We start from the raw sequence: 15001 nt of genomic DNA on the forward strand, positions 1-15001 counted from the left end.
GTCAATCGTTGATGTTGCAGCCTACATCCTGCAGCGTACCAATACGGTACCGACAATGAAGCTCCAGAAGCTTGCCTTCTATTCTCAAGCTCAGCACCTCGCTCAGTACGGGTCCTCCCTCTTCCCTGAGGACTTTGAGGCGTGGCGCGGTGGCCCCGTTGCCCCCGAGCTCTATGCACTGCATCGCGGCATGTTCCTGATTCGTCCGGGCGAACTGGTGTCCGGCGACTCGTCTGCTCTCGCCGATGTTGAACGCGCTCTCATCGATGGCGTGTGTTCTGCGCTGGGCGACATGACAGGTGCCGAGCTGAGTGAACGGACGCACCTTGAATCGCCCTGGCTGAATGCACGCAAGGGACTGGCGCCATCCGCTCCCTCGAATGCAGTTATCACGCAGGAAGCAATGCACAGCTACTACCTGGAACACCCCGTTTTCGCATGATTGTCTAACGGCACCCTATTGCTCTGGTGCCACTGTGGACACTAAAATGACCACCAGGGCAAGGGCTGAAACGGGTACGAAGCAGATCACCTGCAGACGACGACCGCGAAACCTGACAAAACAGGGCCTCGTAATAGTCCACTCGTGGACGGCAAGCTGAAGTCACGCCCTTGTGTTTCCCCTCGCGCACGCGCGAGGGGAAACACAACTATTCGGAGGCTCTGTTGAGGAAATCGCTAACCACAAACAACGAGTCCTGCACGTAATTCCCCAGCCAAGCTCCTGCTGCCCGAAGTCTTTTCCGCGGAATGTCAACGTCTAGGGAAATCACTTCACAAGCCGTGGAAGAGAATTACGTGCGAAGTTAAAGAGGATGCACGGAATCGAGCACCAGCTGTTCGTCATTTGCTGATGGACTGGACGCAGATGTGCATGCCTCCTCCTACCCTACCTACGTGGAAGGAAGGAGGTGACAAATGAACATTCGAGAAGTACGCCGACATGGCGACGGATGGGGTGTTTTCGATCCGAACGCATCCAGAGCATCCGCGGTTGAACCTACACAGGCAGCTGCTCAACAGCGCGCACGCGACATTCTGGCTAATCGCGGTGGCGGCGAGATGCGGACGCGAGGAGAGAACGGGAAAATCCGCGCCCAGGACACCATCAAGCCTGGGAACGATCCCCGTCGAAGCAGGGGCTAGTTACTACTGAGGGGGCGGGTCTAACACCCGCCCCCTCAGTTCATTATTCATGCTTCTTCTCGGGGAAGGACAGCAGGCGATCCCTGTAGTGCTCGTACTGGGTGTGGCGGGCCGCAATCTCGGCGGGGAGGCCCGACGTAATGTCGTTCACGAGGGCATCGAAGCGATCCAGTAGGTCGGCAATACGATACTGCTCCGACACGCAAGGAACAGGAATTTCAACTTCAGCAACACGTCGAACCGATAGCCCCGGCTGCGCCGATTTCGTTGCGTACTGACTGAGATTAGCCACAACAAGTGAGTGGTACAACCATCGCTGGGAGAGCTCGACCCTAGGGGTAACAACTACTGCGTGCTCCGTCGCAAAGAATGGGCCAAAGGCATACGTTACGTTCCCGCAGAGCGCTCCTTGACGCCCAATAATCGAAGCATCATATTCATGATTCATAGATTGCACATATCCTCGTAAGCCATTAGCTCCATAACATGGGAAAATACAATCAGAATCGGCTTGTTCAGAAATATACTTGGACGAGATAGAAGTTCCCGCTCTCATGTCAAGCATCTCTCCAAGTTTAACCATTTCAACCGGGCCACGAGCAGCCAGGGAATCATATGAGAGCAAGTGGTTACGGTAATGCTCATACTGGGCCCGCCTCGCTTCCAGCTCCGCTTCCAGCTCCGCTTCCAGCGTCGTGAACTGATCCAATATTCTCACAATCTCACGCTGGACTTCCACTGGAGGAACCGGAATATCAATTTTGGACAAACTCACAGCAGAGAGCTCAATAACTTTTGTTCCCTGGGCATACTTGCGTTTTTTAACAGCAAAGTCATCAGTGCGGAGATAGTAACTAAGAAAGACACTATCAACCGTAAGAGCGCGCACCACAGTTGCATGGCCTCCCGTAACCCCCTCTGCTTCACCGAGCCACACGACTCCCTTTCCCACGTCGTCAAGATTTTCACTCGTATTGGCCACCACCAGATCACCCGGATACACGCATGTCAATTTATCCGCGTCCTCAGGAGCCAAATAGGCAGCAGCGCACTTCGTATGAATGCCATACTTTGTGAAGATATGGCCGTAATGAATAGCAGGAATACCTTCATCGACAAAAAGCTTCTTCGGCATCCCGCTACCACGTTGCAAATCGGCAATCTCTCCCAGGGGTCGATATTCCACCCCGTCCGGGCACAGCTCCGCAATCAGCTCAGCGAGGCGGCTCATCGGTCGGCCTCCAGTTCTGCGACGATCGCGTCGATGGAGGCGCGCAGTTCGCGCTGGCGCTCCACGATGCCGGCGATCCGCGTGTTCAGCTCGACAATGTCCACCTGCTCGCGCGTATCCTCGGGCTCGACGTAGGAGGACACCGACAGGTTCCAATCATTGTCCTTAATGTCGTCGATTGACACCAAGGCTGCCACGTGGTCCACCGCCTGACGCTCGGACACCAGGGAGAGGATCCGCTGCTGATTCTCCACCGTCAGGCGGTTCTTGTTTCCCTCACGCACACATTCGGCGGACGCGTCCACGAAGAGGACACTGTGGTCGGAGCGCGCCTTCTTCAAGACGATGATGCACGTCGCGATCGTCGTCCCAAAGAACAGGTCCGGCGGCAACTGAATCACCGCATGCACGAAGTTGTTCTCCACCAGGTAACGGCGAATCTTCCCCTCGGCACCGCCGCGGTACAGGACACCCGGGAACTCGACGATCGCGGCTGTCCCATCCTCGGCCAGCCAGTGCAGCATGTGCATGGTGAAGGCCAGGTCAGCCTTGGACTTGGGGGCCAGCACACCCGCCGGGGCGAAGCGCGGATCATTAATAAGAACGATGTCGTCCTTGCCCACCCACTTCGTCGAATACGGCGGATTCGACACGATCGCATCGAAAGGCTGATCGTCCCAGTGGGCAGGTTCCGTCAGGGTATCCCCCAGCGCAATGTCAAAGTTCGAGAAGTTGACGTCGTGCAGGAACATGTTGATGCGGCACAGGTTGTACGTCGTCAGGTTGATCTCCTGGCCGAAATACTGGCGACTGCTCGACGGCCCGAGAAGCTTCGCGAACTTCAGGAGCAAGGACCCCGAGCCCGCGCACGGGTCGTACACACGCGTCACGTCGGAGCGCCCATCCAGGGCGAGGGTCGCGAGGACCTCTGCGACCTCCTGGGGCGTGTAGAACTCACCGCCCGACTTGCCCGCACTCGAGGCGTACATGGTCATCAGATACTCGTACGCATCACCGAAGGCGTCGATCTGCGCAGCACCGTGTTCCAGGGGCAGATCGCCGACGGCATCCATGATCTTCACGAGTTTCGCGTTGCGCTGGGCGACCGTGTTCCCGAGCTTCGTGGAGTTCACGTCCACATCATCGAAGAGGCCGCGCAGGTCAGACTCGGAGCCGCTGCCACGCGCCGAGTTTTCAATGAAGCGGAAGGCATAGGCGAGGGTCTCATTCAGATTCTCGTCACCAGCAGCCCGCGCACGCACGTTCCCAAAGAGGTCGGAAGGGCGGATGAAGAAGCCTTTTTCCTTGACGATGCTCTCACGCGCCGCCTCGGTGTCCTCGTTACTGAGGGTTGCGTAATCGAAGGCCGCCGCCTCCTCGGGGGTTCCGCCTTCGGCAAGAATCGCCTTACGCTCAGAGGCGTTCACGTAGTCCGTCAGATTCTCCGAAATGAAGCGATAGAACAGGAATCCCAGGACGTAGCTCTTGAAGTCCCACCCGTCCACACTGCCACGCAGGTCGTTGGCGATACGCCAAATCGTCTTATGCAGCTCCGCTCGCTCGATCACTGCCGCCACTATGCCCTCTTTTCTGGGCGAGGAGCTACGACACTCCTCGCTATCTCCATTGCTCAACGTTCACTCACCAACACATGTGAGCGATTCATGTGGCCTAGCTTACTGCATAAGCGACCAGCTAAGGGCCGGTAACACACCAATTTCCACCCATCCCAGCCCCGGCCTCGTCAATGAAAACAGCACAAGCGAAACGGACTCACAAAACCCAACTTTTCAGGATACTCCCCCACCCTCGACCAGTTAGACACTTTCAGAAAATAACAACAGGTTCCCTCAGCCCCTTGCAGCCAAAACAGCAGATCGCGGACCTAAAAGGCCTGACAAATACTTGGAAATTCAACCGACCCACGATTTTACTTGTCCGCACTACGGGACAGTTTTGTTCAGCTTGACCATATTGTCGGTTAATTTACTGAAAAATCGCTTTACCGTTGAATGGGCGCAGTTTCACGCGCATGACTCCCCCACCGGGACGTCTCATCAACGATTACGAGGACACACACGTCATGGAGACACGACATCCCCTGACCATCCCCGCTGCGATCGTGCTCGGCACCGCGGTCGTGGCCACGGCCCTACCCCTGCCGAACTCCACTCCGGCCACCGCCACGGGCACGGCACACGTCACCCGCGCCTACACGGACAAGTCCACCCACGAACCCGGTAAGCAGGCGACGATCACAGCCGAGGCCTCGACCGAAGGAACCGTCCACTTCTCCGTCAGCCACCTCGGCACCGAGATCGACTCGGGCGACGCCACCGTCGAAAACGGTAAGGCCACGTGGACCTACACGACGCCAAGCGAGGACGGCCAGGGATACCTCGTCACCGCGACCGGTGGGGACGGCACCCACGCGGAAACAGCCATCGACACCTCCACGAGTTGGACGCGCTTCCCGCGCATGGGCTACCTCTCCCACTTCAAGCCCACCGCCCCCGAAGGCACGGACGGGCACACCACCTACGAGGGGTTCCTCTTCCAAAAGCCGCAGGACTACATCGACAAGCTCAGCCGGGACTACCACATCAACGCGCTGCAGTACTACGACTGGCAGTACCGCCACGAGCAGCCAGTCGCCACAGGCGACCTCGCGGACAAGTGGCCGCTGTGGTACCGGGACACCTACGCGTCGAAGAAAACGATCAACGATTATATCCAAGACGCGGGGAAGGCGAACATAGGTTCGCTCGCCTACTCGATGGCGTACGCGGCAAACGACAACTACGACACGAACACCATCAAGGACGAGTGGCGTCTGCGCGAGGACAACGGATCCTATTGGGTGCGCGACCTCGGCGAGCAGTGGTGGGTACCGACCCCCAAGGGTGTGGACAAGCCCAAGAGCCACCAGTTCATGATGAACGTTAACAACGAGGACTGGCGCACCTACATCACCGGGCAATACAAGACGCAGAAGACCGAATTCAAATTCGACGGCACTCACATCGACACGCTCGGGCAAACATCCAAGAAGGACGCCTCCGGCAATCCTGTCGACCTGACCGACGGCCTGGCAGCCCTCGTTGATGACACGTACAAGAATGTCGGTGGCCAGGTGGGCATCAACCTCCCTGATGGTGCGGGAAGCGAGAAGATCAACAAAGCGTCCGCTGCCTACATGTACACCGAGCTCTGGGACCACAACGAGACAAACGCGCAGGTTGCGTCCTACCTGCAAAGCGCTCGCAACAATGCCGGTAACAAGCCGCAGATCGTGGCCGCGTACGCAAACAACTACAACCCCACAATCTCCTTGCCCGATCCGAAGGACTCTAAGAAGACGATCCATCCGGGCGTGACTCCAGATGAGGGGATGCGTATCGAGGCCGAGTCCGACCAGGCGAGCGTGAGCGGCGGTGCCCAGATCCTCTCCGGCGACGATTCTGCGTCGGGCGGCGCCTACGCTGGCAACTTCTCCGCGGGCGGCAGCACCGTCACTTTCACCGTCGACGCCGGTCAGGGCGGCACGTTTACGTTTACGACGCGATACGCGAGACAGGACGCAGACGGCGCCTACCACCAGATGATCCTCGACATGGGTAAGAGCGGGCAGCAGAAGCTCATCAAGTACGTTCACTTCGATCAGACGGGCAGCTACTACACATGGAAGGACATGACGGAGACCGTCGAGCTCACTCCCGGTATCCACACGATCTCCTACTGGGTACCCAACGATAAGAATTACACGCCCGTCAACATCGACTGCATCACCTTCCGCGAGTTCAATACGGACTCCGTCAAGCTCGCGGACGCGGCCTTCGCGGCGAACGGCGCGCACCACCTGGAGCTCGGCGACTACGGGCGCATGCTGGACAACGAGTTCTTCGTGAACTCGGGACGCTCCATGTCCACTGACCTCCAGACGTGGATGAAGAACTACTACAACATCTCCACCGCCTACGAGAACCTGCTCTTCGGCGACAACCTGACGCGCAAGGAGCGCCAGGTCGAGGTCTCGACGAACGGCGTGGGCCTGCCGACCTCGACGGACGGGTCCGCGAACACGATCTGGGCGAACACCATGACGTCCAACGCAGGCACGGCCCTGCACCTGATCAACCTGCGCACGAACGACAGCGAGGGCAACGACGAGTACTGGCGTAACGCCGCCAAGCAGATCCTCGCCTTCGACAACACGTCCGTCACCTACCACCTGGAGGACGGCGAGGCCATCCCCGGCTCGATCTTCGCCGTCAGCCCGGACGTTGACGGTGGCCGCCCGATGCCCCTCGACTTCACGACGGGCACGGATGAGCAGGGTCGCACGACTCTCACGTTCAACGTGGGTCGCCTGTCCTCCTGGGACATGGTCGTCTTCTCCCCCACTAAGGTTGCGGACCGTGCAGATGCCGCACCTCAGGATCCGAACGCGTCAGGCAACGCCAATTCGGACAATGCGGGGCTCGTGCCCGCAACGGTCGTCGGCCAGCTGCGCAACGGCCACGGCCAGTGCCTGACCTCCCAGGATCCGAAGGGCGCTGACGGCACCCCCGTGTGGAACAGCAACTGCGCTGGGAACAGCGCCGCACAGATCGTTACCTACGAGGGTGATGGGCACCTGCGTATCGGCGATCGCTGCGTCGACGTGGTGGGCGGCTACACCAACGAGGGCACGGTCGCGCACATGTGGACGTGCTACCCGACGCTTGAGTCCCAGAAGTGGGATATCAACGGCTCTGGTCAGCTGGTGAACCGCGCGTCGGGCCTGTGCCTGACGATCCCGGGCGACACCACGCAGGAGAACACGCAGGCGGTCATCTCGCAGTGCTCTGACGCCTCCACGTCACAGCGCTGGACGCTCACGAACGTCTCCGGGCGCTAAGACGCCCACTCCCCGGCACGGGCACAGCCGGGGAGGAGACAGCGCCCCGGTGCGCTGCAACAAGGCTCGGCCCCGACCTCGTCAATTCATGGACGAGGCCGGGGCTGAGTCGCATCCCTGACGTTCAGTTGGTCTTCGTGTTCGTCAAGTGACGTCCGATGTAGCCGATGTAGACCTTGTGCGTCTTCTCCGTATCCGGGTAGTAGTGCATACGCGGCGCATTCTGGTCGCAATGCGTGGGAGCGAAATGCGCCCACATCTCAATGACACCGCGCGGATCAACCTCAACAGGGACCGGCCTGGTGCGCTCCCTGCGCATCTTCTCGTTTCCCTTGACCGTATCGCTCTCATTCGACTTGTGACGCGAAGCAGAACACGTGCGGTAGCCGTCCGGCGGGTTAGCCAGGTAGTCGTGCACGTTCCCACCGGAAAAGTCGCCGGCCTCGCGCGCCCGCATGTAGTCACGCAGAACGAGAATATAGTTCCAAAACTCCGCGCAATAGCGGCTGCCATTGAGACTGTCAAGCCTCAGAATGTCACCCATCATTCCATCCGGATCACTCAGAACCACATGTCTCGTCACCGACTCGTATCTCCCCTGGGTCATCCAATCAAAGAGCTCCGACATGCTCTGCGGACTATCGTCCAGCTGTTCCTCAACGAAGTCACGATCGCCATCGTTCGCGTCGGGGTTTTTCAGCTTCCATTCGAGGAATCGATTCCTCTTACTGAGAGTTTCTCTCTCCGCCTGCGCTTCACGCAGCTCACTCTCGAGCTCCCCCTTCTGCAACCGTAACTCGGTGATTTCCTTACTGTCGCTAGGTGGCTCATTGAGCAGATCCATTGCTGCAGCGAGCTCATCGCGTAGCTTGTCACGCTCGGACGAGAGTTCCGAGTGCGCCTCATTCATGGCGTCCAGGCCACTGGAGAGCGCGGCGATTCCGCTCTCCAGCTCGGTGTGCGTGCGCGGATTGAAGGCGGGTAGGAAACGGCGGATGAGGCGCCGTAGCGGCTCGTACCATGCCAAGTGCCGAGACTGCGCGCGTTGCGCGGCAGACTCAGGGGCAACAGCCTTTCCGCTTGCCTCTGGCGCATGCTGCTGGGGCGCGGACTCCTCCGCCTGCGCGCGCTCAGCCGTACCGGGCTCCTCGGCCTGCTCCTCCTGCCGTGAGACTGTCGAAAGTGTCTCGGCGACCCGCTGGCGCACCTTCTCGTCGAGCAGTTCTACCGACCGCTCCGCCTCGCGCAGCGGATAGAACGTCGGCACCGACAGGCGTTTCTTATCCAGAGGCGCCTGGGCCCGGCGAAGCTCCTTGTCGAGCCCATTTTCCCACAGGTATTCGCAGGGCGTTCGCGCGATGATCGCCGACAGTTCGGGGCGGAATCGCTTGCTTTTCTCGTCGTAGCCTCGCAGCAGCGTGCCCGCGGTCAGTACCCTGTGCCGAAGCGTGTCCGTCGGTTCGGCGGGATTGAAGTCGGGAAGGTACGTGCGCAGGCTCCCCTTGGGCATCGCGCACCCCTGCCCGATCCGAGTGTGGAACTCACGGTAGGCATCAGGGGTGAGAAGGAAGTAGGTGGCACAACCGAGGGAATCCTTCGTCAGGGAACCGAGAATATCCTTCCACCGATGCTCTGCCGCACGCTCCCCTGAATCGTTCCCATCCGTGAGAGGAGCGGCGACGACGACGGATGCACGTCGACGCCCATCACGTATCCACTCGATCAGCTGTTCGACCTGCCGATCATCGGAGATGGTCTGGAGGGAATCTGACAGCGGCATACCGCGGTCGTGGCAGTGGCCCTCGGTGATGAGATCGCGTACCAGACGCGGGGGCTTGGCGTCCCATTCGTTCTCGCGCGGAGGGGTAACCTCCACCCAGAGAACGTCTCGATAGCGCGATTCCTTGGTCGCGTGCATGGCGAAGAGACGCGTTGTCCACTGCACGCCATTGTCTCGACGCTCAACCATCTCAAGGAGTTGGCGTTCGTAGTGTTTGTCCTCGGACGCCTCGGTCAGCTTGGTCGCAACGACGCTGGATGTTTCACCCCTGCTGGAGGTGAGCTCTCCGAATCGGTAGATCCCCTCCGCGTCACATTCGACACCTGCCTTCGCACCCTTCATCGGGTACTTCTTGTTCACCCACTCGTGAAAAAGACGGTCGGCGGTCTGCAACGCGCCTTCCTTGCCATCCAATTCCACAATTGCCCTGTAGCCACGCGCCATCGCATTACTCCCAGTTCGACGTTGATAGAAGCAATATGCGCGCCAGCATACATCTACTGAATAACCACAGCGGCCAAACCAGACACACTCTTTTGTACTGCGCATCACAAAACTCGGCCCCGACCTCGTCAATTCATGGACGAGGCCGGGACCGAGTCAGCGTGAGACGGAGCGTCAGGAGCGGGCGACCTCGACGAACGGCGCCTGCACCAGGTTCGACAGCGCCGTGATGTAGGCGCCGATCTGCTTACGGTTAAGGCCGTTCTGCATGAGGTTCGGCATGCCCTTCGTCGAACAGGTGACCTCGACGACGACACCTTCCTCATTCGGAATGAAACCGACGACGAGGTTCTCACCCCAGGACATCATGCCCATCGGGGTATCGAAAGTAATCACGCGGCCATTCGGGTCGGCGCCCGTCAGCGTCGCCTTCTTGACCGCCTGCACGGCCTGGGTAGCTGCCGGGAACAGCTGCTCGAACGGCACGTTGAACTGGAATGCCTGCGTCGTGGAACGCATACCCATGAGTGTCTCCTTCAGGATCTCTGTTAGCGCAGTCGGCGCGCACAGGTCACGCGTCGACCGGCGAAGAAGGACATACACGCCCACACTCGCTTCGATGTGACGAGAAAGAGGAGTTCCTTCTTCTAGCAGACTCAGCGTATCAGCAGTGCGCCCAATCACCTATTTCCGTGTGGCCGCGCACCCACATATGCAGCTGCCAGACACCCCACGCGCATCCGGCAGCAGCACACGCTCACTCAGGACAGCGGCTCGAAGGGACTCACCGACACCGAGGGAATCTCCTGGCACACGCGCAGGGTCAGCTGCAGGCTCGTCGCGCCGCTGCCGACCTCGGGCATGATGTCGATCAGCTCCGAATCGGCCGGATTGCAGCCGTCGACGCCGTCCGTCGACTCCGCCGTCAGGGTCACGCCCACGCGGCCGCCCTGAGCGACCGTGTACACGTTGCCGGGGTCCTCGCCCTCGCGCACAGCAGTCGAGAGAACCGAGCCGCCGCCAGAGAAAATAATCTGCGGGAAGCCCTCAATCCAGCACGAGGGGCCCTCATTCGTGAACCCCACAGACACGTAGGTCGTGCCGCCAGCCTCCTGCTGAGAGTCGATGGAGGGCTGCAGGTTCGACAGGTCGCAGCGCTGGTCGTTGTCGGAGACGTTCACCTCGGGCGCCTGGTTGCCCTCGTCGGGCACGCCGCTCTGGGGGCCCGCGCCGCTCTGCGCGGGCATACCGCTCTGGGAGGCCGAAGCGCTCGGGGATGCAGACGAGGTCGTGGACCCCTGCTCGGGGGTCGTGCCCTTCGGAGAACAGGCAGCAATGCCCAGGACGAGAGCAGACAAGGAAGTCACGGCAAGGATGCGTCGCGTGTTGATCATGCGCCCATCCTATGGAGCGGCACGCAGCTCTCACACCGCCACGCCGGGCAGCACCCAGGGGTGACAAGCGGCGCACCCGAGCAAACCACCCGCCGCGCCCCGGCCTCGTCCCCGCTATCGAGTGACAGGCTCGATCTCGACGGGGGCCACGTCCATCTCAGCGAGCGGCACCGTCCGATCCTTGCGCGCCACGTGGTAGCCCCACCAAACCACACCAAAGAGCGGCAGACCGATGTAGGAGGAGGCAACCTCCCAGACCTGCCCGTGAAGCACGGCTTCATAGTTCTGCCCGGCCATCACCACCAGGCACATGATGAACGCAACGATGGGACCAGCCGGGAAGAACGGCGAACGATACGGCAGGTCTTCGAGGCGGTACCCCTGCAGCAGGTAGGCACGCCGGAAGCGAATATGACTGACCGCAATGCCCAGCCACATGATGATGCCGGAAATACCGACGATGTTCACCAGCCAGATGTAGGCGTCCTCAAAAACCAGCTGCGTGAGGAAGCCGCACGCCGCCGTCACCGTGGTCACCGCCATCGCGTAGCCGGGCACGCCGCCCTTCGTGACGCGCGCAAAGATCGCGGGAGCCTGACGCTTCAGGGCCATCGAATGCAGCATACGGGAGGCCGCATACAGGCCCGAATTACCGGCCGATAAAATCGACGTCAGGATGACCGCGTTCATGACGGCTGCCGCCGCGCCAACCCCCATGCGCGCGAACACGAGCGTGAACGGCGACTGAGCAATATTGTTCGCCGAGTCATCGGCCGCACTCAGCAGGCTCGGATCCGTGTACGGCAGCAGCGTGCCGATCACCGCGATCGCACCAATGTAGAAGAACATGATGCGCCAAAACACCGTGCGGATCGAACGCGGCACGTCCCTGCGCGGGTTCTCAGACTCGCCCGCGGCCACGCCCACCAGCTCGGTGCCCTGGAAGGAGAAGCCCGCAATCATGAAGACCGCGATGACGCCGACGAAACCGTTGTGGAAGGGCGCGTCCCCGGTCGTCCAGTTCGACAGGCCCGGCGAATTCTGGCCCATCACGCCGGCGATCATGAGCACACCCGACAGGACAAACACAATAACGATGACGACCTTGATGGCGGCCAGCCAGAACTCGGCCTCACCGTAGACTCTCGCCGACAGCGCGTTCAGCCCGACGACGACGCCGAGGAAGCCCACCGCCCAGATCCACGACGGCACGGACGGGAACCAGTAGGCCATCACCAAGCCCGAGGCCACCAAGTCCGCGGCCACCGTCACCGCCCAGTTAAACCAGTAGTTCCACCCCATGGCGAAGCCGAAGGACGGGGAAATGAACTTCGTGGCGAAGGTCTGGAAGGAGCCCGCGACCGGCTGATGCGCACTCATCTCGCCCAGGGACTGCATCAGGAGCAGCACCATGAGGCCGATTGCCGCGTAGGCGACGAGTGCACCGCCCGGACCGGCGTTCGCGACCGTCGCACCGGAGGCCAGGAACAGGCCCGTGCCGATCGCGCCGCCGATAGCGATCATCTGCATGTGGCGCGACGCCAAGCCGCGCTTGAGCGCCGTATTGGAGCGCTCCTGCACATCGGTGGCGATGTCGTCGGGAGTGGGGGTTTCCATGACTGGGTTCCTCATCTGTCGATCGTCGAGTCCCATCTTAGCCCCACAAATGCTTGTGTCGAACTTGGTAGATTCTTTTCTCATTCTTTAACGAGGTCGGGGCCGAGTTCCGCTCTTGACACCCCCTTCCCTGCCACCGCCTCGTCGCCCCTCACGCGCCTCACACACACGAGGCGGTTACACTAAACCCACCCACGCCACCGCAGGAGGTCCCTATGACACACTCCCTCATGAGCATCGGCTGGATGCTCCTCGCCCTCGTCCTCTCTGCATCCATCGGCCTCGAACGACAGATCCGAGGCAAGAGCGCAGGCATCCGCACACAGGCCATCGTCGGCCTCACCGCCTGCCTCATGATGCTCATCTCCAAGTACGGCTTCTCCGACATCCTCGTCGACGGCATCACCCGCTACGACCCCTCGCGCGTCGCCTCACAGATCGTGTCGGGCATCGGCTTCCTCGGCGCCGGCATCATCCTCACCCGGCACGGGGCGATCCGAGGCCTCACGACCGCCGCGACAATCTGGGAAACCGCCGCCATCGGCATGGCCTGCGGCGCTGGCCTGTGGTGGCTCGCCCTCGCCGGAACCGTCCTGCACTTCATCGTCATCGCCCTGCTAACCCCACTCGTCCAGTTCATCCTCATGCGCACCCACGGGCATAAGGTCACGCTCACCATCCACTACACGCCCGGACACGGGGTTCTCTCAACGTTGCTCGGCCAGGTCTCCTCCCTCGGCTGGAACGTCTCAGGCGTATCGACCCGCACGGATTCGTCCGAGCGCGCCACCACCGCCCGATTCACGGCGACGACGCGCCAAGACCTCTCACGGTCTCTCCTCGTCACCACGCTCGCCGACCTCGACGGCGTTGCCGGCGTGGACATCAGCGAAGACGACGACGAGTAAACGTTCGACACAAACGGGAGGGCCCGCGGCATTCGCCGCGGGCCCTCCCTGCGTTCTCTCAACGCGTCAGGAACGCGTCCCGAAGGGGTTGTACGGCTTATCGCCCTGCTGACCCTGGTTGTAGCCCTGCTGACCATACTGATTCTGGCCGTACTGAGGCTGCTGACCGTACTGCTGCTGGCCATACTGGCCCTGTGCCGCCTGGGGAGCCTGGAAGCCACCCTGCTGCTGAGCACCGGGGTAACCGCCCTGCTGACCATACTGCTGACCCTGCTGGCCATACTGCTGCTGAGCACCCGGGTAACCGGCCTGCTGGCCCTGCTGACCGTACTGCTGCTGACCCTGCTGGCCGTACTGCTGCTGGTTACCCTGCGGGGCCTGGAAACCACCCTGCTGGCCATACTGCTGCTGGCCCTGCTGGTTACCCTGCGGAGCCTGGAAACCACCCTGCTGGCCCTGCTGACCGTACTGCTGCTGGCCAGGCTGGTTCATGGGTGCCCCAGTGAAAGCGCCACCGAAAGCGTTCGGGTTATCGACCGGCGCAACCTTGCCATTCTTGAGCTCCAGGAGCAGGAGACCGCCGGAGACACCGAGGCCAATCGAGAAGAGGAAGAAGAGAATACCGCCAATGCTGGGAGTCGCTTTACCGAGAATGCTCAGGAACTGGAGCACGCCCAGCAGGGCAACCACGATCGCCGCGATACCCGAGGACAGGAACGCCCACTTCTGATTCGTGAACCAGTAGGCAGCTCCCAGGCCAAGGACGACCAGCATGAGGACGATGTGGAAGAAGGCGTAACCGCCCGCCCCCAGCATCGAGAAGGACATGCCGTACACCGACGCGAACGGCAGGATCATCGACACGATCGAGAGCACGAAGGACGCCGCCATGCCGATGAGCGCGTACGTCGCGCGCACGGAGCGGCCCTTCACCTTGCCGGTCTCGTTGACGACAGCGTTCTGGAACTGGTTGAACGCCGTGTTCGCGGCCGCACCGAACTGCTGTGCCGCAGCCCCAAACTGCTGTCCAGTCGACGCGCCCTGCTGAGCACCCGGGGCAGCGTACGGGGACTGCTGACCGGTCGGCGCATACCCCTGCGGACCGCTCTGAGCGGCGTACGGGGACTGCTGGCCCGCCTGCGAACCGTACTGCGCCTGGCCGTAGCCCTGCGGAGCACCGGCGGCATGGGCCGGGTTCTGGCCGTAAGCGGAGGCCTGCGCCGCAGCGTTTTCCTCGGCAGCAATCTCGGCCATGGAACGCTCACGGGTTCCTTCCACGATCGTGCGCTCGAGATCCTCGTCCGAGATCGACGAGGCCATATCCGCAGGAGTCTCCGTCACGGGTGCCACCTGGGGCGCCTCGTTGATCGGCTCAGGCTCAACGACCGGCTGAACATCCTCAACCACGGGAGCAGCCTCAGTTTGAGGAGCACCCCACCCATCGGACTGCACAAGCTCGGGCTCGGCAACCAGCTCAGGCTCAACGACCGGCTGAACATCCTCAACCACGGGAGCAGCCTCGGCCTGAGGAGCACCCCACGCATCGGACTGCACAGGCTCAACCACAGGCTCGGGCTCGAC

Annotated in this window: 11 protein-coding genes; 4 read left to right on the top strand and 7 right to left on the bottom strand. The window is 61.2% G+C overall.

Annotated features, from left to right (window positions below):
- The first annotated feature begins 55 nt into the window (after positions 1–55).
- Positions 56–442, top strand: a complete 387-nt coding sequence (locus HMPREF1478_RS00110; RefSeq protein WP_016460052.1) for a Panacea domain-containing protein — start codon at positions 56–58, stop codon at positions 440–442.
- 476 nt (positions 443–918) lie between these two features.
- A complete protein-coding gene (locus HMPREF1478_RS10135) occupies positions 919–1146 on the top strand; it encodes a DUF2188 domain-containing protein (protein WP_083940046.1) in 228 nt (75 codons plus the stop codon).
- 43 nt (positions 1147–1189) lie between these two features.
- Here HMPREF1478_RS10135 and HMPREF1478_RS00115 read toward each other — a convergent pair whose 3' ends face one another.
- Together HMPREF1478_RS00115 and HMPREF1478_RS00120 are read right to left on the bottom strand one after the other, a co-directional pair.
- Positions 1190–2377 (bottom strand): restriction endonuclease subunit S, encoded by a 1188-nt coding sequence (locus HMPREF1478_RS00115; protein ID WP_016460053.1) that lies wholly within the window; start codon positions 2375–2377, stop codon positions 1190–1192.
- Positions 2374–3954: a type I restriction-modification system subunit M gene (locus HMPREF1478_RS00120; RefSeq protein ID WP_016460054.1), complete on the bottom strand. Its 1581-nt coding sequence runs from the start codon at positions 3952–3954 to the stop codon at positions 2374–2376. Before HMPREF1478_RS00120 ends, HMPREF1478_RS00115 begins: the two co-directional genes overlap by 4 nt.
- A gap of 506 nt (positions 3955–4460) precedes the next feature.
- On the opposite strand from HMPREF1478_RS00120, the gene HMPREF1478_RS00125 reads away from it, so the two are divergent.
- On the top strand, positions 4461–7277 hold the full coding sequence (locus HMPREF1478_RS00125) for a glycoside hydrolase family 66 protein (RefSeq protein ID WP_016460055.1): 2817 nt from the start codon (positions 4461–4463) through the stop codon (positions 7275–7277).
- A 124-nt stretch (positions 7278–7401) separates the two neighbouring features.
- On the opposite strand, the gene HMPREF1478_RS00130 is transcribed toward HMPREF1478_RS00125, so the two are convergent.
- The 4 genes from HMPREF1478_RS00130 to HMPREF1478_RS00145 all read right to left on the bottom strand — a co-directional run bounded on the left by HMPREF1478_RS00130 (position 7402) and on the right by HMPREF1478_RS00145 (position 12512).
- Positions 7402–9501 carry a hypothetical protein gene (locus tag HMPREF1478_RS00130; RefSeq protein WP_016460056.1) on the bottom strand — a complete coding sequence of 700 codons (2100 nt, stop codon included), beginning with the start codon at positions 9499–9501 and terminating at the stop codon, positions 7402–7404.
- Positions 9502–9675: 174 nt separating this feature from the next.
- Complete coding sequence (locus HMPREF1478_RS00135) at positions 9676–10026, bottom strand: hypothetical protein (RefSeq protein ID WP_016460057.1); 351 nt, start codon at positions 10024–10026, stop codon at positions 9676–9678.
- Positions 10027–10262: 236 nt separating this feature from the next.
- The gene (locus tag HMPREF1478_RS00140; protein WP_016460058.1) at positions 10263–10895 is read right to left on the bottom strand and encodes a DUF4232 domain-containing protein; all 633 of its coding nucleotides are present in this window, start codon (positions 10893–10895) and stop codon (positions 10263–10265) included.
- 114 nt (positions 10896–11009) lie between these two features.
- Entirely contained in the window at positions 11010–12512 is a 1503-nt protein-coding gene (locus tag HMPREF1478_RS00145; protein WP_016460059.1) for an amino acid permease, read from the bottom strand.
- A gap of 215 nt (positions 12513–12727) precedes the next feature.
- Between HMPREF1478_RS00145 and HMPREF1478_RS00150 the strand changes: the two genes are divergently transcribed.
- Entirely contained in the window at positions 12728–13420 is a 693-nt protein-coding gene (locus tag HMPREF1478_RS00150) for an MgtC/SapB family protein (protein ID WP_016460060.1), read from the top strand.
- A 66-nt stretch (positions 13421–13486) separates the two neighbouring features.
- Here the strand turns inward: HMPREF1478_RS00150 and HMPREF1478_RS00155 are convergent.
- A partial coding sequence (locus HMPREF1478_RS00155) for a hypothetical protein (RefSeq protein ID WP_016460061.1) occupies positions 13487–15001 on the bottom strand: 1515 nt, incomplete at its 5' end.

Source organism: Actinomyces sp. HPA0247, assembly GCA_000411415.1.
Classification (GTDB): domain Bacteria; phylum Actinomycetota; class Actinomycetes; order Actinomycetales; family Actinomycetaceae; genus Pauljensenia.